The organism is Pseudomonas sp. GZJR-8 (assembly GCF_002916705.1).
Taxonomy (GTDB): Bacteria; Pseudomonadota; Gammaproteobacteria; order Pseudomonadales; family Pseudomonadaceae; genus Aquipseudomonas; species Aquipseudomonas synxantha_A.
Map to the genome: position 1 here is coordinate 37388 of NZ_JXSI01000012.1, position 25998 is coordinate 63385.

General features: G+C 59.5%; 26 protein-coding genes. 11 read left to right on the plus strand and 15 right to left on the minus strand.

Features of this window, described 5'->3' with window-relative positions; translation table 11 throughout:
• The first annotated feature begins 91 nt into the window (after positions 1 to 91).
• The gene (locus tag TK42_RS21195; RefSeq protein WP_103735060.1) at positions 92 to 748 is read left to right on the plus strand and encodes a thiopurine S-methyltransferase; all 657 of its coding nucleotides are present in this window, start codon (positions 92 to 94) and stop codon (positions 746 to 748) included.
• A 57-nt stretch (positions 749 to 805) separates the two neighbouring features.
• Here the strand turns inward: TK42_RS21195 and htpX are convergent, their stop codons facing one another.
• Positions 806 to 1693 carry a protease HtpX gene (gene htpX / locus TK42_RS21200; RefSeq protein ID WP_005786451.1) on the minus strand — a complete coding sequence of 296 codons (888 nt, stop codon included), beginning with the start codon at positions 1691 to 1693 and terminating at the stop codon, positions 806 to 808.
• Positions 1694 to 1997: 304 nt separating this feature from the next.
• Positions 1998 to 3209: a pyridoxal phosphate-dependent aminotransferase gene (locus TK42_RS21205; protein WP_003189906.1), complete on the minus strand. Its 1212-nt coding sequence runs from the start codon at positions 3207 to 3209 to the stop codon at positions 1998 to 2000.
• A 202-nt stretch (positions 3210 to 3411) separates the two neighbouring features.
• Here TK42_RS21205 and msrB point away from each other — a divergent pair, with 202 nt between their 5' ends.
• Together msrB and TK42_RS21215 are read left to right on the plus strand one after the other, a co-directional pair.
• Complete coding sequence (gene msrB / locus TK42_RS21210; protein ID WP_103735061.1) at positions 3412 to 3810, plus strand: peptide-methionine (R)-S-oxide reductase MsrB; 399 nt, start codon at positions 3412 to 3414, stop codon at positions 3808 to 3810.
• 74 nt (positions 3811 to 3884) lie between these two features.
• A complete protein-coding gene (locus TK42_RS21215) occupies positions 3885 to 4370 on the plus strand; it encodes a glutathione peroxidase (protein WP_005786456.1) in 486 nt (161 codons plus the stop codon).
• Positions 4371 to 4392: 22 nt separating this feature from the next.
• On the opposite strand, the gene TK42_RS21220 is transcribed toward TK42_RS21215, so the two are convergent.
• Positions 4393 to 6702, minus strand: a complete 2310-nt coding sequence (locus TK42_RS21220) for a response regulator (RefSeq protein ID WP_032877124.1) — start codon at positions 6700 to 6702, stop codon at positions 4393 to 4395.
• Between the two features lie 164 nt (positions 6703 to 6866).
• On the opposite strand from TK42_RS21220, the gene TK42_RS21225 reads away from it, so the two are divergent.
• Positions 6867 to 7757: an ATP-binding protein gene (locus tag TK42_RS21225; protein ID WP_032877123.1), complete on the plus strand. Its 891-nt coding sequence runs from the start codon at positions 6867 to 6869 to the stop codon at positions 7755 to 7757.
• Complete coding sequence (locus TK42_RS21230; protein ID WP_032877122.1) at positions 7754 to 8236, plus strand: GAF domain-containing protein; 483 nt, start codon at positions 7754 to 7756, stop codon at positions 8234 to 8236. Before TK42_RS21225 ends, TK42_RS21230 begins: the two co-directional genes overlap by 4 nt.
• A 67-nt stretch (positions 8237 to 8303) precedes the next feature.
• Here the strand turns inward: TK42_RS21230 and TK42_RS21235 are convergent, their stop codons facing one another.
• The 7 genes from TK42_RS21235 to TK42_RS21265 all read right to left on the minus strand — a co-directional run bounded on the left by TK42_RS21235 (position 8304) and on the right by TK42_RS21265 (position 15945).
• Positions 8304 to 11939: a transporter substrate-binding domain-containing protein gene (locus TK42_RS21235; protein WP_103735062.1), complete on the minus strand. Its 3636-nt coding sequence runs from the start codon at positions 11937 to 11939 to the stop codon at positions 8304 to 8306.
• An 8-nt stretch (positions 11940 to 11947) separates the two neighbouring features.
• Positions 11948 to 12574, minus strand: a complete 627-nt coding sequence (locus TK42_RS21240; RefSeq protein ID WP_005786466.1) for a response regulator transcription factor — start codon at positions 12572 to 12574, stop codon at positions 11948 to 11950.
• Positions 12575 to 12843: 269 nt separating this feature from the next.
• Entirely contained in the window at positions 12844 to 13224 is a 381-nt protein-coding gene (locus TK42_RS21245; protein ID WP_032877121.1) for a response regulator, read from the minus strand.
• Between the two features lie 169 nt (positions 13225 to 13393).
• On the minus strand, positions 13394 to 14725 hold the full coding sequence (locus tag TK42_RS21250) for a deoxyguanosinetriphosphate triphosphohydrolase (RefSeq protein WP_005786469.1): 1332 nt from the start codon (positions 14723 to 14725) through the stop codon (positions 13394 to 13396).
• Positions 14726 to 14888: 163 nt separating this feature from the next.
• On the minus strand, positions 14889 to 15227 hold the full coding sequence (locus TK42_RS21255; RefSeq protein ID WP_032877120.1) for a hypothetical protein: 339 nt from the start codon (positions 15225 to 15227) through the stop codon (positions 14889 to 14891).
• Positions 15224 to 15628, minus strand: a complete 405-nt coding sequence (locus TK42_RS21260) for a phage holin family protein (RefSeq protein WP_005786473.1) — start codon at positions 15626 to 15628, stop codon at positions 15224 to 15226. Before TK42_RS21260 ends, TK42_RS21255 begins: the two co-directional genes overlap by 4 nt.
• Before the next feature lie 2 nt (positions 15629 to 15630).
• Positions 15631 to 15945 (minus strand): YqjD family protein, encoded by a 315-nt coding sequence (locus tag TK42_RS21265; protein WP_005786475.1) that lies wholly within the window; start codon positions 15943 to 15945, stop codon positions 15631 to 15633.
• A 345-nt stretch (positions 15946 to 16290) separates the two neighbouring features.
• Here TK42_RS21265 and TK42_RS21270 point away from each other — a divergent pair, with 345 nt between their 5' ends.
• Positions 16291 to 17499, plus strand: a complete 1209-nt coding sequence (locus tag TK42_RS21270; protein ID WP_032877119.1) for an ammonium transporter — start codon at positions 16291 to 16293, stop codon at positions 17497 to 17499.
• Here the strand turns inward: TK42_RS21270 and TK42_RS21275 are convergent.
• The gene (locus TK42_RS21275; RefSeq protein ID WP_146097890.1) at positions 17486 to 19222 is read right to left on the minus strand and encodes a monovalent cation:proton antiporter-2 (CPA2) family protein; all 1737 of its coding nucleotides are present in this window, start codon (positions 19220 to 19222) and stop codon (positions 17486 to 17488) included. The two genes, TK42_RS21270 and TK42_RS21275, sit on opposite strands and share 14 nt — an antisense overlap.
• 153 nt (positions 19223 to 19375) lie before the next feature.
• On the opposite strand from TK42_RS21275, the gene TK42_RS21280 reads away from it, so the two are divergent.
• From TK42_RS21280 to TK42_RS21290, 3 genes are all read left to right on the plus strand, one after another.
• Positions 19376 to 19612, plus strand: coding sequence for a glutaredoxin family protein (locus TK42_RS21280; protein ID WP_005786480.1), 237 nt, complete (start codon positions 19376 to 19378; stop codon positions 19610 to 19612).
• A gap of 74 nt (positions 19613 to 19686) precedes the next feature.
• On the plus strand, positions 19687 to 20022 hold the full coding sequence (locus TK42_RS21285) for a hypothetical protein (protein WP_003189932.1): 336 nt from the start codon (positions 19687 to 19689) through the stop codon (positions 20020 to 20022).
• 69 nt (positions 20023 to 20091) lie between these two features.
• Positions 20092 to 20982: a pseudouridine synthase gene (locus tag TK42_RS21290; RefSeq protein ID WP_103735121.1), complete on the plus strand. Its 891-nt coding sequence runs from the start codon at positions 20092 to 20094 to the stop codon at positions 20980 to 20982.
• A 55-nt stretch (positions 20983 to 21037) separates the two neighbouring features.
• On the opposite strand, the gene TK42_RS21295 is transcribed toward TK42_RS21290, so the two are convergent.
• Positions 21038 to 21259, minus strand: a complete 222-nt coding sequence (locus tag TK42_RS21295; RefSeq protein ID WP_005786486.1) for a YgdI/YgdR family lipoprotein — start codon at positions 21257 to 21259, stop codon at positions 21038 to 21040.
• Between the two features lie 79 nt (positions 21260 to 21338).
• Positions 21339 to 21941: a molybdenum cofactor guanylyltransferase MobA gene (mobA, locus tag TK42_RS21300; protein ID WP_103735064.1), complete on the minus strand. Its 603-nt coding sequence runs from the start codon at positions 21939 to 21941 to the stop codon at positions 21339 to 21341.
• A 76-nt stretch (positions 21942 to 22017) separates the two neighbouring features.
• Here mobA and moaB point away from each other — a divergent pair, with 76 nt between their 5' ends.
• Together moaB and glp are read left to right on the plus strand one after the other, a co-directional pair.
• Positions 22018 to 22557, plus strand: coding sequence for a molybdenum cofactor biosynthesis protein B (gene moaB, locus TK42_RS21305; RefSeq protein WP_032877117.1), 540 nt, complete (start codon positions 22018 to 22020; stop codon positions 22555 to 22557).
• The gene (glp, locus tag TK42_RS21310; RefSeq protein WP_103735065.1) at positions 22541 to 23767 is read left to right on the plus strand and encodes a gephyrin-like molybdotransferase Glp; all 1227 of its coding nucleotides are present in this window, start codon (positions 22541 to 22543) and stop codon (positions 23765 to 23767) included. The genes moaB and glp overlap by 17 nt, the downstream gene beginning before the upstream one ends.
• A gap of 130 nt (positions 23768 to 23897) precedes the next feature.
• Here the strand turns inward: glp and TK42_RS21315 are convergent, their stop codons facing one another.
• Positions 23898 to 24227, minus strand: a complete 330-nt coding sequence (locus TK42_RS21315; RefSeq protein ID WP_032877115.1) for an EscU/YscU/HrcU family type III secretion system export apparatus switch protein — start codon at positions 24225 to 24227, stop codon at positions 23898 to 23900.
• Positions 24224 to 25801 carry a flagellar hook-length control protein FliK gene (locus TK42_RS21320; RefSeq protein WP_103735066.1) on the minus strand — a complete coding sequence of 526 codons (1578 nt, stop codon included), beginning with the start codon at positions 25799 to 25801 and terminating at the stop codon, positions 24224 to 24226. Before TK42_RS21320 ends, TK42_RS21315 begins: the two co-directional genes overlap by 4 nt.
• Positions 25802 to 25998 lie beyond the last annotated feature (197 nt).

Below are 25998 nucleotides of genomic sequence, written 5' to 3' on the forward strand. Positions count from 1 at the left end.
AAGAATAATATGGCGCTATCTTCATTCAGATCATTAATCGAGATCTAATATAAGATTTAGTGTCTTTTGATCGATTTTTTCAAGGTGATGCATGGACGCAAAAATTTGGCAGGAACGCTGGGCAACCAATCAGATCGGTTTTCATCAGTCCGACGTTAATCCTTACTTGCAGCGGCATTGGTCAATGTTGGGCCTGGCTGATGGTGCCAGGGTTTTCGTGCCTTTGTGTGGCAAGAGCCTGGACATGAAGTGGTTGGCGGATCGCGGGCATCGCGTGATGGGTGTGGAGGTGTCTGATCAAGCCGTTGAGGCGTTCTTCAGCGAGCAGGGGCTTACGCCGCAGATCGATCAGAGAGGCGTGTTCAAGGTGTATCAGGCGGGCCTGATCGAAGTGTGGTGCGGTGACTTCTTCGCCCTTGACTCAAGTGCCGTGGCTGATTGCACGGCGCTGTATGACCGTGCGGCACTGATCGCCTTGCCGCAGCCAATGCGCTCGCGATACACCGAGCATCTCGATACCCTGCTGACCCCCGTCTGTGAGGGGTTGTTGATCACTGTCGACTACGACCAGGCACAAAGGGCTGGCCCGCCTTTCGCCGTCCCGGATGAGGAAGTGCAGTCGTTGCTGGGCCCGCACTGGAATGTGGTCACGCTGCAAGAGCGGGACATTTTGAGTGAAAGTAGCAAATTCAAGGCGGACGGCGTTACTCGGCTTGATGAGCGTGTTTATCGGCTGACCAGGCGGTAAATCACGTCCACGAAAAAGGGGCGATTCAATCGCCCCTTTTTTGTCTTGCCTGGGTTATCAGCCCCGACGACGCAGTGCGTCGATCCGCTCTTCCAGCGGCGGGTGGCTCATGAACAGGCGAGCCATGCCCTGTTTGATGCCACCGTTGATGCCAAAGGCCGTCAGGCTGTCCGGCATATGCACCGGCAGGCCCTGTTCGGAGCGCAAGCGTTGCAGCGCGCCGATCATTGCGCTGGTGCCCGCCAGGCGTGCGCCGGCTTCATCTGCGCGGAACTCGCGTTTGCGCGAGAACCACATGGTGATCGCGCTGGCCAGGAAGCCCAGCACCAACTCGGCGAAGATGGTCGCCACGAAGTAGGCAATGCCGCGACCTTCTTCGTTCTTGAAGATGACCTTGTCGACAAAGTTGCCGATGATCCGCGCAAAGAACATCACGAAGGTGTTCACTACGCCCTGTACCAGCGCGAGGGTGACCATGTCGCCGTTGGCCACGTGACCGATCTCGTGGGCCAGCACCGCCTTGACTTCATCGGGCGAAAAACGCTCCAGCAAGCCCTGGCTTACGGCCACCAGCGCGTCGTTCTTGTTCCAGCCGGTAGCGAAGGCGTTGGCCTCATAGGCAGGGAAAATCCCCACTTCGGGCATTTTGATGCCTGCTTCTTGAGATAGCTGCTCCACGGTTTGCATCAGCCATTGTTCATGGCGAGTGCGAGGTTGAGTGATGACCTGGGTGCTGGTACTCATCTTCGCCATCCACTTGGAGATGAACAGCGAAAACAGCGAGCCGGCAAAACCAAAGACCGCACAGAAAACCAACAGCTGATTGAGGTTCAGGTCAACCCCGTTGGCCGCCATGAACCCGTTGAAGCCGAACAGGCTCAGGGTGATGCTGGCAATCAGCACGACCGCCAGGTTAGTGGCCAAGAACAGCAGGATGCGCATCATGGTTGTAGGGTTCTCCTCATGCTTAATATGTCGCGTACTGCGGGGTATATAAGGTGCCGCATGGGGTGATTCAACCGAGCGACTATTTCAAACTGTGTCCTACAGCGTGAACGTAAGGCCCTGAAGGGATTTTCCGACCTGTATTGTCGGCCATGACCGGCGTAAGTTTGCCTTGCCGCCCCGTGATTATAGGGGGCACGCCTCGGGCAGGGGCTGAGTGAACTACCACCGCGCGTAAGCGAGAAAGAAGTGTTGCCAGATAATCGCTGTACGACCCAATGTGAGTCGTACAGCGTCAATTTCCTTACTGGCGATAGGACTTCAGGAAGTTGCCGATGCGACCGATGGCCATTTCCAGGTCATCCACACGTGGCAAAGTCACCACGCGGAAGTGATCCGGCCATGGCCAGTTGAACGCAGTGCCCTGGACCACCAGCAGCTTTTCCGACAGTAGCAGGTCGAGCACGAACTTCTCGTCGTTGAGAATCGGGCAGACTTTCGGGTCGATCCGCGGGAACGCATACAACGCGCCCATAGGCTTCACACAGCTCACACCGGGGATCGCGTTGAGCAACTCCCAGGTGCGGTTGCGCTGCTCCAGCAGGCGACCCTGGGGCAAGATCAGGTCATTGATGCTCTGGTAGCCGCCGAGGGCGGTCTGGATGGCGTGCTGGCTCGGCACGTTGGCACACAGGCGCATGTTGGCCAGCATGTCGATGCCTTCGATGTAGCTCTGGGCATTATGCTTGGGGCCGGAAATGGCGATCCATCCGGAGCGGAAGCCCGCCACGCGATACGACTTGGACAGGCCATTGAAGGTCAGGCATAGCAGGTCCGGAGCCAGGGAGGCGGTGCATATGTGAACGGCGTCATCGTAGAGGATCTTGTCGTAGATCTCGTCGGAGAACACTACCAGGTTGTGCTGGCGTGCCAGTTCAAGCATGCCCAGCAGCACTTCCTTGGAGTACACGGCGCCGGTAGGGTTGTTCGGATTGATGATCACCAGCGCCTTGGTGTTGGGGGTGATCTTGGCCTTGATGTCGGCCAGGTCCGGAAACCAGTCGGCGCCTTCATCACACAGGTAATGCACCGGATGGCCGCCAGCCAGGGTCACGGCAGCGGTCCAGAGCGGATAGTCCGGTGCCGGCACCAGCACTTCATCGCCATTGTTGAGCAGCGCCTGCATCGACATCACGATCAGCTCGGACACGCCGTTGCCCAGGTAGATGTCCTCGATGCCGACACCTTCGACCTGCTTCTGCTGGTAGTACTGCATTACCGCCTTGCGTGCACTGAACAGGCCCTTGGAGTCGCTGTAGCCTTGGGCGGTCGGCAGGTTGCGGATCACGTCCTGGAGGATTTCGTCCGGCGCTTCGAAACCAAACGGCGCCGGGTTGCCAATGTTCAACTTGAGGATGCGATGGCCTTCCTCTTCCAGGCGCTTGGCGTGCTTGAGCACTGGGCCGCGAATGTCGTAGCAGACGTTGGCGAGCTTGTTCGATTTGCTGACCTGCATGGCGATGTGATCCTGAAAATGAACGATTCAGACGGCGTAGGCACTACCGTAGGGTGAATCCTGCGCGGTTCGCCCCCATAAATACGTTTGAATGCCGATGGCGCGGGTGCCAGACTGGCGTTTTGAAGAGGCGCAATCATACGTGCCGCCTGATCCATGGAAAAGACACAGATCAGGGTTTTTCAGTTGCCGAGGTGTACCGATGGAAAAGTTGCAGAAAACCGTTGATGAGTGGAAGGCCATGCTCGACCCTGAGCAGTACAACGTGTGCCGCCTCAAGGGCACCGAGCGGCCTTTCAGCGGTAAGTACAACGGCACCAGGACCGACGGCGTGTATCACTGCATCTGCTGCAATGAGCCGCTGTTCGATTCCAGGGCCAAGTTTGACTCTGGCTGCGGCTGGCCGAGCTTCTATGAGCCGATTGCCGACAGCGCGATGATCGAAATTCGTGACGTCAGCCACGGCATGATTCGTACCGAAGTCACCTGCGCCAAGTGCGACGCACACCTGGGGCATGTGTTCCCGGACGGGCCGCCGCCGACGGGCCTGCGCTACTGCATCAACTCGGTGTGCCTGGACCTGGTGCCGCGCTTGGCTTGAAGCGATAAACAGGCCCGAATGCCAGTCGGTCAAGCGTACGCGTATCACTTCTTCCCCTGAATTGAGGCATTGCCATGAGCGACTCCCTGCTGAGCATCCCTTGCACCACCATCAAGGGTGAGCAAAAGACCCTGGCCGATTTCGCCGGCAAGGCCATTTTGGTGGTCAACACCGCCAGCAAATGTGGCTTCACCCCCCAGTACAAGGGCCTGGAGCAACTTTGGCAGCGCTACAAGGACCAGGGGCTGGTGGTGCTGGGGTTTCCCTGCAACCAGTTCGGCAAGCAGGAACCGGGTAACGAAGGCGCGATAGCCGAGTTCTGCGAGCTGAACTTCGGTGTCAGTTTTCCGCTGTTCAAGAAGGTCGACGTCAATGGCAGCGATGCCCACCCATTGTTCGTACAGTTGAAAAAGCAGGCCCCGGGGCTGCTGGGCTCCAAGAATATCAAGTGGAACTTCACCAAGTTCCTCATCGGCCCCGACGGCAAGCAGGTCAAGCGATTTGCGCCAACGACCAAGCCACAGGACCTGAGCCAGGAGATCGAAGCCTTGCTCAAATGACCACGATAGTACGGGCGCAGCCTCAGAGGCTTGTCGTCGTCGGTACCCACAACTCCAGCAGCGCATGGAGCTCTTCGCGGCGAAACGGCTTGGCCAGGTAATCGTTCATGCCCGCCGCCCGGCAACGCTCGCGCTCTTCGGACAGGGCATTGGCGGTCAAGGCGACAATGGGCAGGTCTGGCCAGCGCCCGCTACGGCGAATTTGCCGGCTGGCCTCGTAGCCATCCATCACCGGCATGTTGCAGTCCATCAGCACCATATCGAAGCGCTGGTCCTCAAGCAGCTTGAGCGCTTCCCCACCATGGGCAGCCACAATCACCTCACACCCCAGCTTGCTGAGCATCCCCTTGGCCACCAGTTGATTGACCGCGTTGTCCTCCACCAACAAGATGCGCGCGCGGTGAGCCAGCGGCGCGGCTTCCATCTGGATCGGGTCGAGGATCGGTTGCGTGCTGCTGCGCAGGTTGCGTTGCAGGATCTGGTACAGCGCGTTACGGCTCAATGGGCGTGCTTGTTGCTGCAGCGGTGCCAGCGCCGCGACTTCTTCACTGGGCATGAAGTTGCCATAGGCGGTGACCAGCAGAATCGGCGCGCTGATTGCCGGGCGCAAGCGGAACAAGCATTCAGGGCAGTCGGTAATCAACAGGTCAGGGGCCAGTGCGCTCAAATCATCGTCTTGGGAATAGCACCTTGGTGTCAGCCCCCAAGAGGGCAGCAGGGTGGTGAGCAGCTCTGTCAACCCGCCACCGGCATGGGTGATGGCGATTACATCACCTGTGAGCGGTGTATAGCGCGTGGCAGGTAAATGGGTGGGTAGCGGGAGGTCGGCGCAGAACTGGCTGCCAAAGCCCACCTCCGAGCTGATACTCAAGCGGCCTTGCATGGCTTCACACAGATTGTGCGTCAAGGCCAGTCCCAAACCCGTACCGCCAAATTGACGGGTGATGCCCGCACCGGCCTGGGTGAAGGGTTGGAAGATTTTCACCTGGGCTTCCTGGGCGATACCAATGCCGGTATCACAGACTTCAATATTGACCCTGCCTTCCAGGGCACGCAGGCGCACATCGACCCGGCCGAAGCGCGTGAACTTCAAGGCATTGGAAAGCAGATTACTGACGATTTGCCGCACCCGGGTCGGGTCGCCGATGACCTGGGCGGGAAACTGTGGATCAATCAGGCACGTCAGCTCGACACTCGGCGCCGCATTCTGCGACAGCAGGTTGGCAGTGTCTTCCACCAGTGAGCCCAGGTCGAAGGGGATATGTTCCAGTTCCAGTTGGCCGGCATCGAACTTGGACAGATCGAGAATATCGTTGAGCAATTCGACCAGCACTTTGCCCGAGTCATGGGCGATCGACAGTTGCTGGCGCTGCTCGGCATTCAGTGGGCTGTCGAGCGACAGTGCAATCATCCCCAGCAAACCATTGAGCGGCGTACGGATTTCATGGCTCATATTGGCCAGGAACGCGGCCCGTGCCTGTGCCATCCCCAGCGCGGTCATCCTGGCTGCTTCCAGTTCATCATTGGATTGGCTCAAGCGTTGGTTGCTGGCCTTGAGTTCAAGGGTGCGCGCCGAAACGATATTTTCCAATTGGCCCAGGTATTCGGTGAGGCGGTCCTCGGCGTGACGCCGCTGATGGATCTCGGTTTCCATGTTTTCAAATTGCTGGTTGGCGACGTCGACCAATACGCCGATTTCGTCGTGCTCATGCCCCGGCGGGCAATCCAGGCGTGCCTGTTTGCGGGTACTCAACTCTCGGATAATACGTACCAGCGGTTGCGTGAGCATTACGTAGAATAAGCCCAGCAAGATCCCGGTCAGCAGCAGGCTGCGGGTAAATCCGTTGAGCAGGGTGATCTCGGCGCGATGCAGGAAACGGCTGCCAAAGGCATAGGTATCAACGTCGAGGCGCAATACGCCGAGGGATTCGTTGGGCATATGGTTGAGAAACAGTCGGTCCTCGAACTGACGATTGGCGCCAAACAGAAAATCGCTGACCGGACGATAGTTGCTTTCTTTGCGCGGGCGGTTGACGTCGGCCAGCACCGCGCCATTGTTGTCGATCAGCTGCGCACGGGTGATGGCAGGGGAGTGCAGCAGGCCCAGGGTCAGCTCCTGGGCGAGTTCGGCATCGATGTTGTAGGCGATACGCGACGCGGGGTTATGGCTGATTTCAATCAGTGAGCGTATTTCACGGTTGATGGATGCGTCTTCACTGGCATAATCAATGCCGATTTGGATCAGACTGAGCAAGGTTCCCAACACGAAACCGACCAGCACAGTCAATCTGGCTTGTTTATAAGACAAGCGGTGGGCGAACTTGATATCCATCGAGTGTTGAACCACTTCACGTTTCCTTTCGCCCGGCAAGCATAGCTGAACATCCCCAAGCTTCTGCTTGCCGGGCACGAATCGTTTTTTGACGCAGCCTCATGCGGTCTGCCGCAGGGTTGCCAATACGCCATCTTTTACAAGAACTTGCCAGAGGAATAATCATGGATTCTCGATTGAATGCCTTCCTTGAGCGGGCCGACGCCGTACTTGCTCGCCTGGAACCCTTATTGCCGGCCCCGCGCCAAGCCATCGACTGGCGCCAATGCCTGGCCGCTCGTTGGCAGCGTGAAGGTCGCAGTGGCTTCCTGTTGCCGCTGGAAGTGAGCCTGGATATGCGCTTGTCGGACCTGATTGGCGTCGACAAGCAACGTGAACAACTGGCGCGTAATACCCAGCAGTTCCTCGATGGCCTGCCCGCCAACCATGCGCTGCTGTGGGGTTCTCGCGGCACCGGCAAGTCTTCCATGGTGCGCGCCTTGCTGGCTCAGCACGCCACGGCGGGTCTGCGCTTGATCGAAATCGAACGCGACCACCTGGCCGACCTGCCGCGCGTGGTCGAACAGTTGATAAAACTGCCGCAGCGCTTCATTTTGTTTTGCGATGACCTCTCGTTCGAAGCCGGCGAAGGCGATTATCGCGTGCTCAAAAGCGTGCTGGACGGCTCCCTGGAGCAGGCGCCGGAAAACGTGCTGCTGTATGCCACGTCCAACCGCCGTCATCTGGTGCCGGAGAACCAGAGCGACAACGACAACTGGAAACGTGTGGATGGCGAGTTGCACCCGAGCGAGGCGGTAGAGGACAAGATTGCCTTGTCGGACCGTTTTGGCTTGTGGCTGTCGTTCTATCCGTTTTCCCAGGAGCATTTCCTGGATGTGGTGGAACACTGGATTGGCGAGTTGGCCGGCAAGGCCGGCTTGCAGTGGCAGCGCGATGAGCAGCTTGATGTACTCGCGGTGCGCTGGGCCACAGGGCGCGGTAACCGCAATGGCCGTTGTGCCTATCAGTTTGCCCGTTACTGGGTAGGTCTTAAATTGCTGGAACGTCAACCATGATCGATTTGCAACAGGCCGGCAGCGGTCTTGATGGCTACGCCATGCTGTGTGCACAACTGGAGTCATTGCTGGCGGATGAGCGTGACTTTATTGCCAACAGTGCACAGTTTTCTGCGTTTCTGTTCAACCAGCTCGATGACCTGAACTGGGCAGGCTTTTACCTTAATCGCAATGAAGAACTGGTGCTTGGGCCGTTCCAGGGTCAGATAGCCTGCGTACGTATCCCGTTCGGCCGTGGCGTATGTGGCGCTGCTGCGGCTTCACGACAAACCCAGCGAGTAGAGGATGTGCATGCGTTCCCAGGCCATATCGCCTGTGACAGCGCCTCGAACAGTGAGTTGGTGGTGCCATTGGTCAAAGACGGTCAGCTGATTGGCGTGCTTGACCTCGACAGTCCCTCGCTGGCCCGTTTTACACCTCAGGACCAGGCAGGGATTGAACGGCTGGCGGCGATTTTCCTGCGGCTGACCGACTGCTGAACCTGGGAGCCACGGCAGAGGAGTGCAGGAGCGAGTGACTCGCTCCTGCCGTTGCGGGCCCGGGCGTTTATTGGCCTTGCAGCTCGGCCAGTTGAATCTGCAGCATCCTCTCCAGTTCCAGCATGAGATGCTCCAGCGCCTTGATGCCGGTTTCAATGGTTGCCCACTCTTCATTGCGAGCGCAGGTTTGCTCCAGCGCTTCGCATTGCCCAGCCAATGAATGGGCCTGAACGATACGGGCAGCGCCCTTGATTTTGTGGGCTTGTTCAATGATCTCGGGGGGGTGGGCCTGCCGGTTCAACAGCGTGACAAGCGCCTGACGGTCGTCACGGCTGCTGCTCAGCAGCTCCTCCAGCAGGCGTCGACTCAATTGCGGGTCGCCGCCGGTCAACGCTTGCAGGCACTCGAGGTTCAGGCGCTGGTTCGCAGGTTTGGGAGCGATTTGCGCCAGTTGCCGTTCCAGTACGGTCAGGCTGATGGGCTTGAACAGGCAGTCATCCATGCCGGCCTGCACGCAACGTTGTCTTTCCTCTGGCTGGGCGTTGGCAGTAAAGCCCAGCACCACACAAGGTACCAATTGCTCGCGTTGCTCATATTCACGGATTGAACGGCTCAGCTCATAGCCATTCATGATGGGCATGTTGCAATCGGCGATCACCAGGTCGAAATGCTCCTTGCGCCAGGCCTGGAACCCTGCAGCACCGTGCTCGGCGGCAGTGAATTGATGACCCAGGTAGCCCAGTTGCTGGCACATCAGCAGGCGGTTCGCCGGGTGGTCGTCTACCACCAGTACATTCAGCACCCGAGTGGCGGCCGGTGCTTCAGGCTGTTGCTCACCCACCACCGTGATCGTTTGCAGGCGGGGTACGCTCAGGTTGACGTGCACCTGGGTACCTACCATGGGCACGCTGCTCAGGCTCAACTGGCCGCCCATCATGGCGCACAGGCTGCGGCAGATCACCAGCCCCAGCCCCGCGCCGCTCCTGGCCAGTTGACCGGAATTGTCCGCTTGGGCAAAGGGTTCGAACAGACGCAGTTGATCCTCCCTGCTGATGCCGATGCCGGTGTCTTCCACCACCAGCTTCAGCTCGATCTGCTCCGGTGCCTGGGTCGGCTGTACTTCCACTTTGATCTTCACCTGGCCTTGCTCGGTGAACTTGATCGCGTTGCTCACCAGGTTCGACAGTACTTGCTTGAAGCGCAGAGGGTCTATCAGCACTTCGATATCGTTCAGGTCGGGCTTGAATTCCAGCAGCAGGCTGAGGGTTTTCTGGCGTGCCAGACCGTCGAAGACACGCACCACCGACTCAATCACCTCGCGCAGGTTGACGCGCTCCGGCGCCAGGCTGAGACGGCCGGACTCGATACGCGCGATGTCCAGGATGTCACCGATCAACTCCAGCAGATCCTTGGCCGAGTTGTACGCCACTTCGATGGCCGGGCGGTCGAGATGCCCTTGATCGGCGCGCTTGAGCGTCAGTTCGAGCATTCCGATCACGGCGTTCATGGGCGTACGGATCTCGTGGCTCATGGTGGCAAGGAACGTGCTCTTGGCGCGATTGGCCTCATCGGCCCGCTCTTTGGCGGCGCGTAGCTCATCAAACAACTCGCGTCGGTCGCTGATGTCGATCCAGCCGCCGATGATGCCCTGGACTTCGCCTGTGGAGTCGCGGTACGGCAGGATCCAGTGATAGATCGTCAGTTTGCGCTCGTGGATATGCAATGTGCGATCCAGGATCAGCGGAATGCCCTCGGCCACTACGCGCAGATAGTCGGCATGGTATTGCGCCGCCTCCGACTCCAGGGCCATGCTCATCTGGGTGACGCTTTTGCCGATCACGTCTTCGCGTTTGACGTCGAATACCTGCAGGTAGCTGTCGTTGCAGGTTTGCAGCAGGCCGTTGCGGTCACGCACGTAGATCGGATGGGGGGGTTCATTGACCAGCGCACGCATGAATTCGAATTGGTCGTTCAGGGCCCGTTCGGCCATTTTGCGGTGTTTTATCTGGCGCCGCATGTAGGCGTTCCAGGTCAGGGAAATCAGTAGCAACAGCCCGGTACCGATGATGATTCGAGATATCAATTGATGGTAGTTGCGCCAGTAGCTGTCGGACGCGGCGGTGTAACCCCGCCAACGACTGTTGATCACGCCCATTTCATCCGGGGCGATGCTGAGCAGCGCCTTGTCGAGGATTGAGCTCAGTTCCGTGGCGTGGCGCGATGTCGCCAGGGTATAAGTTGCCGGCGTAGTGCCAATGCTGGCGCTGATCTGCAGCTTGTCCTGAAAAGCCTTGGAAGACAGCAGGTAGTTGGCGATCACCAGTGTGCTCACTGCGCCATCCACTTGGCCCTGTGCGAGTAACTCCGATGCCCTGAAAGTATCACTGGTTTCGACCAGGTGAACCTGGGGGAAATCGTTGGTCAAGGTCTCGATCAAGGGGTTGCCCTGGGTTATCGCCAGGCGCTTTCCTGCCATTTGTGCGATGTTCGCGGGCGGCCCTGGCTCCTTGCGTGTCAACAATACGTAGGAGTTTTCCAGGTAGGGTCGGCTGAAATTGAGCTGCGAGTCCCTTGTGTTGCTCGGCACAATGGCCCCGATCATATCGACCTTCTGGCTGGTGACCTGATCGATCATCGCGTTGACATCACGCCCGCGTACAATCGAAAAGCGTAGGCCGGTGCGCAGGCGAATCAGCTCCAGGAGATCGGCGGTAATGCCGCGAAAGTTGCCGTCCGCATCGAAGAACGTGAGAGGCGCGAAGGTTTCATTGACGATCACCTTGACCACCGGATGCTCTTTAAGCCAGCGCTCTTCGCGTTGGGTCAGTTGCAATTTCTTGTCGGTGAGCAGGATATCGCTGCCGGCGCTCCAGCGTTTGGCGATGCTGTCTCGTTCGGTGATGGGGACCGCAGCCAGGACCGCGTCGACAATGCTCAGCAGCACGCGGTTATCTTCACGCATGGCGAAGCTGAAACCATAAGCCTCATGCTTGCCGAAATTGGCCATGCGGATGTTTTTGAGATAACCCTTGTTGATCATGTAGTGGGTGGAAATGGTGTCACCCAGAAACACATCCGCCTGGTCGAAGGCCACCGCATTCAAGGCGTTCTGATAAGACGGATAGGCGCGGATGATGGCCTTGGGGTACAGCTTTTCTACCTCATTGAGCGGCAGGTAATGGTAGACAAGGCTCAAGCGCAGCCCTTCCAGGCCCTCGTTGAGGCTACGGGTTTCTCCCTCGCGGGTGACCAGTACCGGTTGGTCCACGGCGTAGGGTTCAGAGAGGATAAGGTTCGGTGTCGCAGCCTCAAAACCGTTGGATGAGCCCAACAAGTCGATTTCCCCGGTTTCCAAGGCTCGAATGGCAGCATCCCGGGACGGGTAGCGCATTACATTGACCGGCAAGGAGAGTGCTTTGGCCAACAACCCCGCGTAATCGGCGGTCAGCCCTTCATAATCATAGCCGCTGGACGTCAGGTCGAATGGCGGGTAATCGGGCGCGGAGGTGCCCAGCACCAGTTCGCGTTTGTTCTGTAGCCACTGGTGCTGAGCCTTGTCAAAATGAGTGCCGAGTTGAACGGCTCCCGCACGACTCAATAAGGTGAAGCGTTCCGGGTTTGTTTGGTGCTCTGCGAGCACGGCAGTGCTGAAGTACAGACCGGCACTCAATATAATCAGATAGTCCTTTATACGCCTGGGCATCCGCTTTCTCACACTAGCGCGTTTCGTTTTGCCATCTCGATGAGTTCTACCAAGGATTTGGCTTTGAGTTTTTGCATTAACCTCTTTTTATAAGTACTGACAGTCTTGTTGCTCAAAAACATGCCTTTGGCTATTTCCTTGTTAGTGCGGCCTTGTGCAAAAAGTTGCAAGACCATCAGCTCCCGGTCATTGACTGTCTTGAACAGTTCCAGTTCTTGTACATCCAGGCCTTCCGTTCCGGGGCCGTTCAACGCCTGGCTGGGGAAGTAGTTGTAACCGGACAGGACCGCACGGATGGCGCTCAGCAACTCGCTCAAGTCCCCTTCCTTGCACACATAGCCCTCGGCACCCGAGCGCATGCATCGCGTGGCAAACAGCGTAGGGCATTGCGCCGTGAGCACGAGGGTTTTCATCGAGGTGTTCATGGCGTTGAATCGGCAGAGCACCTCAAGGCCGTCGAGTTTCGGGATGCTGATGTCGAGAATCACCAGGTCTGGAAGGCATTCGCGGACCATCTGTATCGCATCGCACCCATTGTCTGTTTCGCCGACGACCTTGTAACCCTCATGCTCCAGTAACATTCGAATGGCAAGCCGGATTACCGGGTGGTCATCAATAATAAAAACTGAGTTCATAATCACATTCCATGCTGGTGCAAATAAAGCGGGCACATTAGCTCAGAAGATGAGGGCTCAGCATGAAGCTCACAGGGAGTAAATGCAAAACAGGAAAGTTCCTACGTTTAATAAGGCAAAAGCCTACAAGTTGTTAGGGGGGCGTTACAGGGTATATCAACAATTTGAAGGTGGTTGCGCCAATAAACGGGGCCTTGGATTTTACGACGGGCCTTATAGTGTTTTTCATTGAAAATGATGTTTAAGTTCCTACATGAGAGAGTTAAAAATTAACCTATTAGCCTTTCCAGCTCATCTTTGTTCAAGGGCTTGGACAAATAGCCAAGCAGTGGAAGACGTCGTTGCAAGGCTTGCCTGCTCAGGTTGATCAATTCCTGTGTGGGTAAGCCGCTTAACAGAATGGCGCCAGTGATGAAGCGCTGGCGGTTGGCGATTTCGATCAGTTCAAGCCCCGGCAGGTCAGGCAGGCATTGGTCACACAGCATCAGGTCGAAGGGGTGTTCGGACCGACTCATCGTGTGTATGGCCTGCTCGGCATTTTCCACAGGTGTCAGTTGCTCGAAGCCGAAGCTTTTGAGCAGGCACTGGGTGGCCAGAAGTTGAAAAGGGTGATCCTCCACCAAAAGAATACGAAGAGAGTGTCTGGGCATAAAAGTGCACACAGTGATGCAAGCGTCGATGGGGGCAGTAGGAATTGCGCGGCTGGCCCGTTAGGAGCGTGCGTGATTATTCTTCGGGTGCCTGTACGAATTCGATCAGGCCGCTCTGTTCCCATCGTAGGGCGATTCGTTTCAGGGAACGGGCGGCTTGATCGGATCGTTATTGAGGGCTGGAGCGCCCGGTCATCTCCCGTGCCATTTCAGTGGCGTAGCTGTCGGTCATACCGGCGATGAAGTCGATCATCCGCAGGAATGAGGCGTGCAGCGGCCAGGCCGGATCCGGCGCGCTATTGCCGAGCAAGTCCAGAATGCGCCGATTCTTGAATGACGGCGTGCGCCCGCCATGTTGTTCAAGGGCCGCGCCGCAGAAGGCGTTCAGCAGGATTTCCAGGGTGGTGTAGGCGCCGATTTCGTGCAGTGTCTTGCGCTTGTCCTGGAAGATCTTCTTGCGCGCCATGTCCTTGGCATCCAGCACACAGCGCTTCGCCGGCCCGTGCATATGCTCGACCAGATCGCCAGGCAGCGTGCCGGCGAGCAGGGCGTCCTGCTGTTCGACAAAGGCCTGCGCCGCTGCATTGGTCAGGTGCTCAATCGCTTTGCCGCGCAAGATCGCCAGCTTGCGGCGCCGAGAGTCAAGCGGGCCCAATTGGCGGTACGTCTGCGGCAAGTCATCGCCCACCAGATCAAGCAACAGCGACTCGACTTCGGCGTACTGCAGCAGCTCCATTTCCAGGCCGTCTTCCAGGTCGATCAGCGCATAGCAGATGTCGTCGGCCGCTTCCATCAGGTATACGAGCGGGTGACGGGCCCAGCGTTGCTCTTCAAGCTGGGGAAGGCCGAGCTTATGGGCGATTTGCTCCAGAATCGGCAGCTCGCTCTGGTAACAGCCGAACTTGTGCTTCTTGTAGCCCAGCGAGTCGGCGTGGCGGGCGGTCCAGGGGTACTTGAGGTACGTCCCCAAGGTGGCGTAGGTCAGCCGCGTGCCGCCGTCGAACTGATGGTATTCAAGTTGGGTCAGTACCCGAAAGCCCTGGGCATTGCCTTCGAAGTTGAGAAAGTCATTGCGTTCGGCGCTGCTCATGTCGTCCAACCAGCCGCGCCCGGCGGCCTGTTGGAACCAGTGGCGAATGGCATCCTCGCCGGAGTGCCCGAACGGCGGGTTACCGATATCGTGGGCAAGGCAAGCCGATTGCACCACCATGCCCAGGTCGCTCGGGTCGCACCAGTCGGGCAGGGCGCCGCGCAACGTTTCACCCACGCGCATACCCAGGGAGCGGCCGACGCAACTGACTTCCAGCGAATGGGTCAGGCGCGTGTGGATATGGTCGTTGCTCGATACCGGATGCACCTGGGTCTTGCGGCCCAGGCGCCGGAACGCGCCGGAGAAAATAATGCGGTCGTGGTCTTTGTGAAAGGGGCTGCGGCCCAGTTCTTCAGGGCTGTGCAGAGGTTTTCCCAGGCGTTCGCGGTTCAGCAGGGTGGGCCAATCCAAGGCAACTACTCTCCGTTCGGTGAATGACATCCGCCAGCTTCCCGTTTCCGGCGTGGCGGAGCAAGCAAAAATCTACAGGTCGGCGGTGCGGGCGAAAAAAGGCCCGGCACCCGTTGACGAGGGCCGGGCCACTGGTATCGGCACGCTAAACGCCGGCAAAGGTTTAACTTTTGCGCGAGCCTTGCATGGCCAATTTGATCAATGGGATCAACCCTGCACCCAGCCGCACCAGACGTGTCACGCTGCTGATACTGCCGCCCTTGGCGCCCTTGCCGGTGAAAAAGCCCATCAGCGTCACCGCCGCCACGCCCCACAGTGGCGCGTGCTTGATGCCCAGGCTGTCCTGCCAGTTGTGGCGCATGTTGCGCATTTTCTGCAGAGGGGCCATCAGTTGCTGGGACTCATGACGGATTTCCTGGCGGTGCATTTCCATGCGCAGGCGGATCAGCGTCTTGCGCATTTCCCGGCGGGAGGTATTTTTCGGGATCTCGGTCATGCTCATGGCAGCAGGCGCTCCCGGTCGTTGGCCAGCTCTTCGAGCGTGGCGTGGAAGGGCGTGGATTCATCGAACACCGCCGCTTTCAGGCGCACACCGCAGAAGGCCGCGGCCAGGCTATAGAACACGCAAAGGCAGATGATCCCCGTCAGGCGGTAGCCGGTATCCCACACCAGTATCATCACCAGCGTCGACAACCCTACCAGCAACAGCAGGGCGAACACCAACGCCAGACCGGCAAACAACAACAGGCTGACAGTGCGGGCCTTTTGCTCCTGCAATTCGATGCCAAACAACTCGACATGGCTGTGCAGCAAGCCCAGCACAGCGGCGCCCAGGCGTCGGGAGGTGGAACCGCTTGCCGAAGAATGTGCGCTCGTTGATGAGCTGGATTCGCCGATAGACATGATTAGCGCCTTGTAGCCAGCAGACCGATCAAAAAGCCCACGCCGGCAGCGATGCCGACTGACTGCCATGGGTTGGCTTGCACGTAGTCTTCGGTGGCGGTGATGGCCGCCTGACCGCGCTCGCGCAGGGAGTCTTCGGTCAGTTGCAAGGTCTCGCGGGCCTTGAGCAGGCTCTCGTGGATCTTGGTGCGCAGTTCGTCGGCCTGATCGCCGGCCAGCACTGCGGTGTCGTCCAGCAACCTTTCGGTATCACTGACCAGGGTTTGAAAATCCGCCATCAGTATCTCTTGAGCAGTCTTTGCTGTTTTACCGGCCATGGTTGTCTCCGTGTGTGGCTGATCTGTACGTGTGGTTTCGAGTCGCGGCGTTCGCTGAAGGTTCACTGCAATTGTGTGGTACAGCTTTTGCTTTGCATTGGTGCGCAGGCTCAGAGGCCCGCGCCGAATATGGGCGGTCGGGGCGCAAGCCTTGAAAAACCTTACCCTAAATAACTAAAACCCGCGGAAAAACCCTGTCGGCAACGGTCAGTTGTGTTGATCGCTGCGCTAAAGCGGTTCGTGCCCTCCCAAGAGGGACGAAGCCGGTGGTACCCATTTAGTGCGCCAACCCTCAGCTTGAACCGATTTGGTGCTTTTTGCCTTGATGCAGGCCTGCCAACCTCCATGGAAAATCTGCAAAGTGCGGTGGATACACTCGTCCACAGTTCCAATACCCTGTTTATCCTGATTGGCGCGGTCATGGTCCTGGCCATGCACGCCGGCTTTGCCTTCCTTGAAGTCGGCACGGTGCGCCAGAAGAATCAGGTCAACGCCCTGTCGAAAATCCTCAGCGATTTCGCCATCTCCACCCTGGCCTATTTCTTTATAGGCTATTGGATCTCATACGGTGTGAGCTTCATGCAACCGGCAGCCGTCATCAGCGCCGATCATGGCTATGGCCTGGTGAAGTTTTTCTTCCTGCTGACCTTCGCCGCGGCGATCCCTGCGATCATTTCCGGTGGCATAGCCGAACGTGCGAAGTTTGCGCCGCAGTTGTGCGCCACTGCACTGATCGTGGCGTTTATCTACCCGTTCTTCGAGGGCATGGTGTGGAACGGCAATTTCGGTCTGCAAGCCTGGCTGCTTGCAAGCTTTGGCGCCAGTTTTCACGATTTTGCCGGTTCCGTGGTGGTGCACGCCATGGGCGGCTGGCTGGCGCTGGCGGCGGTGTTGCTGCTGGGGCCGCGCAATGGACGTTATCGCGAAGGGCGCCTGGTGGCGTTTGCACCGTCGAGCATCCCGTTCCTGGCGCTGGGGTCGTGGATCCTGATCGTGGGATGGTTCGGCTTTAACGTGATGAGTGCGCAGACCCTCAACGGGGTCAGCGGCCTGGTGGCCGTCAATTCGTTGATGGCCATGGTTGGCGGTACCGTGGCCGCGCTGGTGATCGGCCGTAACGACCCAGGATTCCTGCACAACGGCCCCTTGGCCGGGCTGGTGGCGATCTGCGCAGGTTCCGACCTGATGCATCCGGTGGGCGCGCTGGTCACCGGAGTAGTCGCAGGCGGCTTGTTTGTGTGGTGCTTTATCGCCGCCCAGGCACGCTGGAAGATCGACGATGTGCTGGGCGTATGGCCGTTGCACGGCTTGTGTGGCGTGTGGGGCGGCATCGCCTGCGGCATCTTCGGGCAGGCCACCCTGGGTGGGCTTGGCGGCGTCAGCTTGATCAGCCAGTTGATCGGCACCGGCCTGGGCGTGTCGGTGGCGTTTGGTGGCGGCTTGCTGGTGTACGGCGTGATCAAGCGCGTGCAAGGGCTGCGCTTGAGTCAGGAAGAGGAGTATTACGGCGCGGACCTGTCGATCCACAAGATCGGTGCGGTCAGTCAGGATTGATCGGCGCTTGTTCATCAGTGTGTGGCGGCGGATAAAACCCGTGCAGCAAGCGATAGTGGTTCTGCCGCACTTCATCCACCCGAGCCTGTACCTGTTGGTCCGGCAGGCCCAGCAGGATCAGGGCGTGGGACGCGAGCATCAGGCTTGACTCAAGCAACTCGGGCACCACTTCGCTGGCCCCCGCGGCCTTGAGTTCAGCCAACTGGCTGTCATCACGGGTGCGCACCAGGATCGGCACCTGTGGGTTGATCCGTCGCGCTTCCTTGAGCACCACCAGCGCGACATCGCTGTTGTCGACGGCGATCACCACCAACCGCGCGCGCTCCAGGCCCACGGCACTGAGCAAGGCACCCCGGCGGCAGTCGCCATAATGCACGCTGCTTTCCTCGGTGGCGGCCTCCTGCACCCGTTCGGGGTCGTCATCCAGGGCGATAAACGCCTGGTGCTCGCGGCGCAAAAACCGCCCGATCGATTGTCCCACCCGACCATAACCGCAAATCACCGCGTGCCCGTGCAACTGAGCGTTGAGCGCGGTGATGTACTCCAGTTGCACTTGCTGGTTGGGCTTGCGATGCAGGCGCAGGGCAATGGCCGGCGCTGCGCGCAACAGCAGCGGCGTCAACAGCATCGAGCAGAACGTGGCGGCCAGTAGCAGGCCGTTGAACTCATCCGGAATCAACCGGCTCTGCTGCATCTGCGCCATCAGCGCGAAACAGAACTCGCCACCCTGGGCCAGGGCCAGGCCGCTGCGCCAGGCGGTTTCAGTGTCGCTGCCACGCAGCTTGACCAGTACGGCCACCACAGAGCCTTTGACCAACATCAGCGTAAGGGTCAGGCCGAGGATCAACAGGCTGTGGCTGACGAATAACTGCAGGTCGATCAACATGCCGATGCTGACGAAAAACAGCCCCAGCAGAATGTCGCGAAACGGCCGGATATCCGCTTCTATCTGGTGACGATAATGACTCTCGCCCAGCAACATACCGGCCAGAAACGCACCAAGGGCAGGGGACAGGCCGAGCAGGTGGGTGAGCCAGGCGGTGAGCAAGACAATTACCAGCGCCAGCAGCACGAACAACTCTGCGGAATGGGACGCGGCGACCTCATGGAACAACCGCGGCAGCAACCAGCGGCTGGCGAATAACAGGCCGACGAACAACACCACGGTTTTGCCCAGGGTCAGCGGCAATGCCCAGTACCAGGCTTGGTCACTGCTGCCGGCAAACACCGGCACCAGTGTCAGCAGCAATACCGCCACCACATCCTGGAACAGCAGCACGCCTATCGCATTCTGGCCGTGGCTGCTGAAGATCTCCCCAAGACTGGTCAGTTCCTTGCTGACGATGGCCGTGGACGACAACGCCAACCCTGCACCCAGTAACAGCGCGATGCCCGGCGCCAGGCCCAAGCCCATCAGCGCAGCGCCGAGCAGGGCGCCGCATCCCAACACCTGCAAACTGCCCAGGCCGAACACCACGCGGCGCAGGGCGAACATTTTCGACAGGGAAAACTCCAGGCCCAGGGAGAACAGCAGAAACACCACGCCCATCTCGGCCAAGTCCGGCAGGTCCTCGTTGTCGTTCACCCAGTCCAAAGCAGTCGGCCCCACCGCCAGGCCCACGCACAGGTAGCCCAGCACGGGCGGCAGTTGCAGCCGGCGAAACAGCGCAATCACCACCAGGGATGAGGCCAGGATGATCAGCAGGTTGGCAAACACAGGCATCTCCATTGCAGGTGGACGGGCAAAAAGCCGCGAGAATCGCTGAATCAGTTATAGGCCATGGTGACCTGGATCAGGTGTTTTGTCGGCAATGGGATTTCACGGCGCGAGCGGGTTTAGAATGGTCACTTGTTTTTCTGACCGGGTTCTTTCGTCATGCCTCCTGAATGCCAGCTGTTCGGCACCCTGGGTTGCCATCTGTGTGAAATTGCCGAAGCCGAAATCATGCCGCTCGTCGAACACGGGCTGCTGGTGGAGTTGGTGGATATCACTGAGCCAGATGACCTGACAGAAGACTACGGCCTGCGGATTCCGGTGCTTCGCCGCAAGGACACCGGGGCGGAACTGGACTGGCCGTTCGACACCGACCAGGTCGTTGCCTTTCTGCGCTGACGTTTATCCGATGGCGGGCTTGCGAATATTACGTTACTGTATATTCGTACAGCGATTGAATAGAGGGAACGCCCGTGGTGAATGTTGAACAATTGAAAAGCAGCGTCAATCGCATGTCCGCCGATGTGGTGCGCGACGCGGTCAACGAACTGCGCCTCGATGGGCTGGTCACGGAAGGCAAGACGCCCTTCAACAAAGTGCATTTCAACACCTGCTTTGCGGAAATCGAGGCGCTGTTCCAGCGTGCCGGTTATCACAAACAGTTGGATGTGGTGGGTTATCAAGGCTTGCTCTACGCGCTCTATGATCCGGGCCGTTGGGAAGCAGTGGACGTACTGCGCTGGCTCAAGGAGTTCACCGAGGCGGCGAGCGCTTCGCCGGTGCTGCGGGCCCAACTGGCCAAGGCATGAGAACGGCCCTAGGCGCAATCGCGCTCCATGCGGGATAATGCCCGCCTGTTTCCAGGTTCGAGCATTTGCATGTCCACTTCCGGTTTTTCCGCCGCCCAGCACCAAGCCAGCACGTTGTATCTGCCACCGGGGCCTTGGGCAACGGTGATCGACTGCCTGTGCGATCACTTCCCGGCCATTGGCCGTGAGCAGTGGCTGGACCGCATTGCCCGGGAACGAGTGCTGGATATCAATGGCAGCCCGATCAGCCTGGGCCTGGCCTACAAGGAAGGCCTGTGCATCTATTACTTTCGCGAAGTACCCAACGAAAAAGTGATTCCGGTACAGGAAACTATCCTGTACGCCGATGAACATCTGGTGGTGGCGGACAAGCCGCATTTCCTGCCGGTGACTCCCGCCGGCGAGTACGTTGAGCAAACCCTGTTGCGTCGCCTGATCCGTCGCCTGGACAACCCCGCCCTGGTGCCGTTGCACCGCATTGACCGGCACACGGCGGGGCTGGTGCTGTTCTCGGCCAACCCGCAAAGCCGCTCGGCGTACCAGCAACTGTTTCCCACGCGGCGTATCGACAAATTCTACGAAGCCATCGCCCCGGCCCTGCCGAATCTGAGCTTTCCCCTGGTGCATAAAAGCCGCCTGGTGGATGGCGAACCCTTCTTTCGGATGCAGGAAGGGCAGGGCGCCAGCAACACCGAGACGGCCGTTGAAGTGCGCGAGAAAAAGGGTGGTTTATGGCGTTACGGTCTGTTCCCGGTGACCGGCAAGAAACACCAGCTGCGCGTACACATGACTGCCCTCGGGGCGAGTATCTGCAATGACCCGTTCTATCCCGAGGTGGTCAAGGACGCCGAGGACGACTACGCCCACCCCCTGAAGCTGCTGGCCCAGGGCGTACGTTTCATCGACCCGCTAAATGGTGAAGAACGCAGTTTTCACAGCCGTATCACCCTCGATTGGTAAACGCCGCAAACGACAAGGCCCGCGCGAGGCGGGCCTTGTTGGCAAGCGTTAAGGCTTACAGATCTTTAACGGTGCGAACCTGGTCTTTATTGATGCGGGTGCGCTTGCCGTCAAGCTGTTGGAATTCGTAGAAACCCGAATCTTCGTCAAATTTCGGGGTGTCGACGGCCTGGATTTCGCGACCGTCATTCAGGGTGATCACTGTTGGCGAGGCGCAACCGGCGAGGGTGGCGAGGCCCAGTGCAAGCATGAGAGCGGCGATGGTCCGTTGAGTCATGAGTTTGTCTCCGAGAAAATACTTTTAAATTGCTGACCTTGTGACGTATGGGACGTCGGCAAAGTTCCTTGTGAAAGGCTCATTCTGACACGCCAGCCCGTGGGTGCAACAGCTCGGGCGTATTAAGATTGGCCAGGCGCGGGTCGTCGGCCGGGCATTCCAGGCCAACGCCACCCAGTTGCAGCAGGACCTTGCGCGGGCTGCGTTCACCCGCTTGCCAGGCCCGTTCCACCTGATCTTTCAGGTCTGTTGGGATAATGCACAGCAAGGGTTCCCAGAACTCGCCATGACGCACCATGACGGGAACCTGCGGATTGCGTTGGGCAATCTGACGCAAGTCGGCCAGCAGTCGCCCATCAATCTGCGGCACGTCGCACGGCAATATCAGCAGATGCTCGTGCCGTGCGGCGAGCAGTCCCGCACGCATACCTGCAAGCGGGCCGGGAAAGTCCGGGCTGTCATCACTGACCAGTTGGTCGGCATAGGGCGCGTAGTGTTCAAGGTTTCGATTGCACGAGATGATCAGGTCATCCGTGAGCGGCCTGGCCAGCCGTTGCAGGTGGGCAATCAAGGGCTCGCCCCGCCATTGAAGCAGCCCCTTGTCCCGGCCGCCCATGCGTTGGCCACGACCACCGGCCAACAACAGAATCGAACAAGGCAGGGGTGAAGATTCAAGAGACATGACGGTTCCACTGCGGCAGGTAAAGAGGGGCCTGTGATATAACATCGGGCTGTTTTTTCGACAACTGGACCGAGCCATGAAAGCCAAGGCCGATGCGCCCTTTGTACCCTTGAATATTGCTGTATTGACCGTCAGCGACACCCGCACCCTGGACACCGACACCTCCGGCCAGGTCTTCGTCGATCGCCTGACCGCCGCCGGCCACCACCTGGCCGAGCGCGTGCTGCTCAAGGACGACCTCTACAAGATTCGCGCCCAGGTTGCCCACTGGATCGCCGAAGACGTGGTGCAAGTGGTGCTGATCACCGGGGGCACCGGCTTCACCGGCCGTGACAGCACCCCTGAAGCCGTGAGCTGCCTGCTCGACAAGCAGGTCGATGGCTTCGGCGAACTGTTCCGCCAGATCTCCGTGGCCGATATCGGCACCTCCACCGTGCAATCGCGCGCCCTGGCCGGCCTGGCCAATGGCACCCTGGTGTGCTGCCTGCCGGGCTCCACCAATGCCGTGCGCACCGGTTGGGATGGCATCCTCGCCGAGCAACTGGATAATCGTCACCGCCCATGCAATTTCGTCCCGCACCTGAAGCAGGCCCAACCCTGTGAATCCCGTGGATAAGCCGGGCAAGACCGGCGCACTGATGCCGGTGGAAGCAGCCTTGCAGCGGCTGCTCGCCATGGCGGAATCGGCGCCGATCCGTGACCAGCATGTGCTGCCCCTGGCGCAGTGCGATGGCCGCGTACTGGCTCAGGACCTGATCTCGACGCTCGACCTGCCGCCGTGGCCCAACAGTGCCATGGACGGCTACGCCGTGCGCCTGGCGGACTGGACCGGGGAACCGCTGGTGGTGAGCCAACGGATTTTCGCTGGCACTGCGCCCGAGCCGCTGGCGGCCGGCACCTGCGCACGGATCTTTACCGGCGCGCCGGTACCCGAAGGCGCAGACTGCGTGCAAATGCAGGAAAACGCGGTGGTTCATGCCGATCAGCGCGTGAGTTTCACCGAGCCGTTACGGGTGGGCGACAACATCCGACCACAGGGCCAGGAGACTACGTTGGGTGAGTGCGTACTCAGCGCCGGAACGCGCCTGGGGCCCATCGAGTTGGGCCTGGCTGCGTCTCTGGGGCGGGATCGGCTCGATGTGGTGCGTCGCCCGCGCGTGGCCGTGCTGTCGACCGGCGACGAATTGATCGAGCCAGGCTTGCCGTTGGGCCCGGGGCAGATCTACAACAGCAACCGTCGCGTGCTGTGCAGCTGGCTGGCGCGCATGGGCTGCGAAGTGATCGATGCGGGGATTCTGCCGGATGATCTGGAACAGACCCGTACGTGTCTGGCCGGCCTGGGTAGCGTCGACCTGATCTTGTCTACCGGCGGTGTGTCGGTGGGCGAAGCGGACTTCCTCGGCATTGCCTTGCGTGAAGAGGGCGAGTTGGCGTTGTGGAAGCTGGCGATCAAGCCAGGCAAACCGCTGACCTTCGGGCATTTTCGTGGCGTGCCGGTGATCGGCCTGCCAGGTAACCCGGCCTCGACCCTGGTGACCTTTGCGCTATTGGCGCGCCCGTACCTGCTGCGCCGCCAAGGCGTGGCGCAGGTGCAGCCGCTGCGTTTCGAGGTGCCGGCAGGATTCGACTGGCCCAAGCCTGGCAACCGCCGCGAATACCTGCGCGGGCGTATCGAGCAGGGCAAGGCGATTATCTATCGCAACCAGAGCTCCGGGGTGCTGCGCAGTGCGGCGTGGGCGGAGGGGTTTGTGGAGGTGATGGAGGGGACCACATTGGCCATTGGCGACCGGGTCAATTTCATCCCCCTGAGCGAAGTCCTGAACTGAACACAGATCAAAAAATGTGGGAGGAGGCTTGCTCCCGATAGCGGTGTATCAGCCCCAGATAGGTTGGCTGTAATGACGCTATCGGGAGCAAGCCCCCTCCCACAGTGGATCTTGGTATGCCTGTGGCTACTCAGTAATCGTCGCCACGCTCAGTGACATCCCGCTCCATTGGCCCCGCATCCGGGTCGTAGCCCACCGGGAACTTGCCCTTCAACGTCCATGCAAACGCAATGATCTCGGCAATCGTGCGATAGAGCTCTTCTGGAATACTGTCCCCCAGTTCCATACGCGCCAGCAGCTTCACCAGCTCGGCATTTTCATAGATCGGTACTTCATTCTCCCGTGCCAGCTTGAGAATCGCTTCGGCCAGGGCGTCATCGCCCTTGGCGGTCAGGGTGGGGGCTTGTTGGCCGTCGTACTTGAGGGCGATGGCCTGGCGGGGTGGGGCGGCGTTCTTCATGCGGTTTCATCCACCCAGCGTTGTTCCAATCCGGTTTTTGCACCGCGTGGCGGGGTGCCCAGGTGGCAATCCAGGTCGCCGACGTTAAGTCCGGATGACACCAGGCGCTCGCGCAGGCTGCCCAGGTGACTTTCGATCAGGCTGGCGGTGAAAGGGCGACTGGCCCACAACTGGCTGGACAGTTTGCCCTGGGACAACTGCGCCTGAACTTGCAGCGGCCCCAGCGGCTCCATGTCGAAGGCCAGCTCGACGCGCCAGAGCATCTGCTTCGGATCTTTTTTATCCTTGCGCTCGGGCTGATCCTTGTCGGGCGCAGGCTCCTCGCGCTGAAACTTGACCTGCAACGGCACGATGTCTTGCAGGGTGCGCATGGGGATTTCCAACTGCCACGTGGTTTGCAGGCGGCCATCGGCGGTGGTGCCGGTCTGTTCCAGGCTCGACAGTTGGTGGCTCTGCAAGCGCGAGATCGCCCCGGCGGCCAGGCGCAGCAGGTTTTCCAGGTCGCCTTCACCTTCCAGTTTCGCGATCAGCCGCTCCGGCAAGGGGAAACCGGCAGGTATCTGCCGAGCGCCAACCTGGCCGAGAGTGTTCAACGGGCTGCGCACAAAGTGCGGCAGCACCTGGGCCAGGGTATTGGCGGCGAGGATCGCATTCAGGTTGGTGTTGGCGGGCAGGGCGGGCAGCAGGTCCGCGACCAGGCGCAACAGCGCGCCTTTCATATCCAGCGGTGGGATTTGTGGGTTCTGCCCAGCGAGCAATTTGGCTTCCAGGAAGGCGCCGCTGTTTTGCACCACTTGTGCCAGTACCTTGGGATTGCTGACTTGCGCCAGATCGGGCAAGGCTGCCAGTAAGCGCTCGGCAGCGGCCCGCAGCTCGGCCGAGGTGTTGTTGCCACGGGGCAGGTTCTGCAGGGCAGTGAACACCGCATCCAGCGAGCCTTGGCGACTTTGCTGGGTCGCCAGTTGCTGCGTCACGGCCAGTTGGTCTTTCAGCCCGCTCAGCGGCACAAAATTCAGGGTTTGCGCGTTCTGCACCACGGCACTGAGCAAGCTGCCGACCCGCAAGGGTTGAGGGCTTTCCAGCGTCAGCGTGGTACCGGCCAGGGCATTATTGAGCACACTCACCAGCGAGCGATAGATCGCCGCTTGCGCTGAGCCTTGAGGCAGCATCTGAGTGGTCAGCACCTTGGCTTGCAGCAGGGTGCCCACCGGCATTTGTGTGGTGTCGAGGCGGGTGAGGGCGGCCACGTTGGCGCTCATGGCTTGCTGCAAGCTGATGGCCAGGTTGCCCGCAGGCGTTTGGCTCACTGCCACATTGCTGCCCAGGGGCAAGGGCTGGGCGCTGCTGGCTTGAACCAGGGTCTGGCGACCACCTTCAAGGGTCAGCTTGAGCAACAGCTGAAAGGCTTCACTGCCTTGTTTCAGCGCGATGACTTCAGCGTTTACGGTTTTTCCGGCGCCAATCAACCCGGCCTGTGGCTCCAGGAGCTTGAGCAACTCGCCAGCCGCAGGCAGCGGGGCAGCCTTGGGTGCTGAGGCTGGAGGCAGTGGAGGAAGATTGATCTCACCGGTCATCGTGCGCATCGTCTCTGGGGAAATTGCCCTCTTTAGAGTAGGGCATCGCATGTATAATGCCGCCCGTCTGCAAAGAGAGCGGTAAAAACCGCACAACTATTTGATCCAGCTCTCTAAAATCGGTCGCCAAAGTCGTTATTGTGCATCTCTCTATAACGGCCGCTGCACCGCCGACTTGAACCGTAAAGGCCCGCGAT

What these genes read in the sequence shown, in the direction of transcription:
- TK42_RS21195 (WP_103735060.1), top strand. Translation starts at nt 92, where the DNA reads ATGGACGCAAAAATTTGGCAGGAACGCTGGGCAACCAATCAGATCGGT.
- htpX (WP_005786451.1), bottom strand. Translation starts at nt 1,693, where the DNA reads ATGATGCGCATCCTGCTGTTCTTGGCCACTAACCTGGCGGTCGTGCTG.
- TK42_RS21205 (WP_003189906.1), bottom strand. Translation starts at nt 3,209, where the DNA reads ATGCAGGTCAGCAAATCGAACAAGCTCGCCAACGTCTGCTACGACATT.
- msrB (WP_103735061.1), top strand. Translation starts at nt 3,412, where the DNA reads ATGGAAAAGTTGCAGAAAACCGTTGATGAGTGGAAGGCCATGCTCGAC.
- TK42_RS21215 (WP_005786456.1), top strand. Translation starts at nt 3,885, where the DNA reads ATGAGCGACTCCCTGCTGAGCATCCCTTGCACCACCATCAAGGGTGAG.
- TK42_RS21220 (WP_032877124.1), bottom strand. Translation starts at nt 6,702, where the DNA reads ATGGATATCAAGTTCGCCCACCGCTTGTCTTATAAACAAGCCAGATTG.
- TK42_RS21225 (WP_032877123.1), top strand. Translation starts at nt 6,867, where the DNA reads ATGGATTCTCGATTGAATGCCTTCCTTGAGCGGGCCGACGCCGTACTT.
- TK42_RS21230 (WP_032877122.1), top strand. Translation starts at nt 7,754, where the DNA reads ATGATCGATTTGCAACAGGCCGGCAGCGGTCTTGATGGCTACGCCATG.
- TK42_RS21235 (WP_103735062.1), bottom strand. Translation starts at nt 11,939, where the DNA reads ATGCCCAGGCGTATAAAGGACTATCTGATTATATTGAGTGCCGGTCTG.
- TK42_RS21240 (WP_005786466.1), bottom strand. Translation starts at nt 12,574, where the DNA reads ATGAACTCAGTTTTTATTATTGATGACCACCCGGTAATCCGGCTTGCC.
- TK42_RS21245 (WP_032877121.1), bottom strand. Translation starts at nt 13,224, where the DNA reads ATGCCCAGACACTCTCTTCGTATTCTTTTGGTGGAGGATCACCCTTTT.
- TK42_RS21255 (WP_032877120.1), bottom strand. Translation starts at nt 15,227, where the DNA reads ATGAGCATGACCGAGATCCCGAAAAATACCTCCCGCCGGGAAATGCGC.
- TK42_RS21260 (WP_005786473.1), bottom strand. Translation starts at nt 15,628, where the DNA reads ATGTCTATCGGCGAATCCAGCTCATCAACGAGCGCACATTCTTCGGCA.
- TK42_RS21265 (WP_005786475.1), bottom strand. Translation starts at nt 15,945, where the DNA reads ATGGCCGGTAAAACAGCAAAGACTGCTCAAGAGATACTGATGGCGGAT.
- TK42_RS21270 (WP_032877119.1), top strand. Translation starts at nt 16,291, where the DNA reads ATGGAAAATCTGCAAAGTGCGGTGGATACACTCGTCCACAGTTCCAAT.
- TK42_RS21275 (WP_146097890.1), bottom strand. Translation starts at nt 19,222, where the DNA reads ATGCCTGTGTTTGCCAACCTGCTGATCATCCTGGCCTCATCCCTGGTG.
- TK42_RS21280 (WP_005786480.1), top strand. Translation starts at nt 19,376, where the DNA reads ATGCCTCCTGAATGCCAGCTGTTCGGCACCCTGGGTTGCCATCTGTGT.
- TK42_RS21290 (WP_103735121.1), top strand. Translation starts at nt 20,092, where the DNA reads ATGTCCACTTCCGGTTTTTCCGCCGCCCAGCACCAAGCCAGCACGTTG.
- TK42_RS21295 (WP_005786486.1), bottom strand. Translation starts at nt 21,259, where the DNA reads ATGACTCAACGGACCATCGCCGCTCTCATGCTTGCACTGGGCCTCGCC.
- mobA (WP_103735064.1), bottom strand. Translation starts at nt 21,941, where the DNA reads ATGTCTCTTGAATCTTCACCCCTGCCTTGTTCGATTCTGTTGTTGGCC.
- moaB (WP_032877117.1), top strand. Translation starts at nt 22,018, where the DNA reads ATGAAAGCCAAGGCCGATGCGCCCTTTGTACCCTTGAATATTGCTGTA.
- TK42_RS21315 (WP_032877115.1), bottom strand. Translation starts at nt 24,227, where the DNA reads ATGAAGAACGCCGCCCCACCCCGCCAGGCCATCGCCCTCAAGTACGAC.
- TK42_RS21320 (WP_103735066.1), bottom strand. Translation starts at nt 25,801, where the DNA reads ATGACCGGTGAGATCAATCTTCCTCCACTGCCTCCAGCCTCAGCACCC.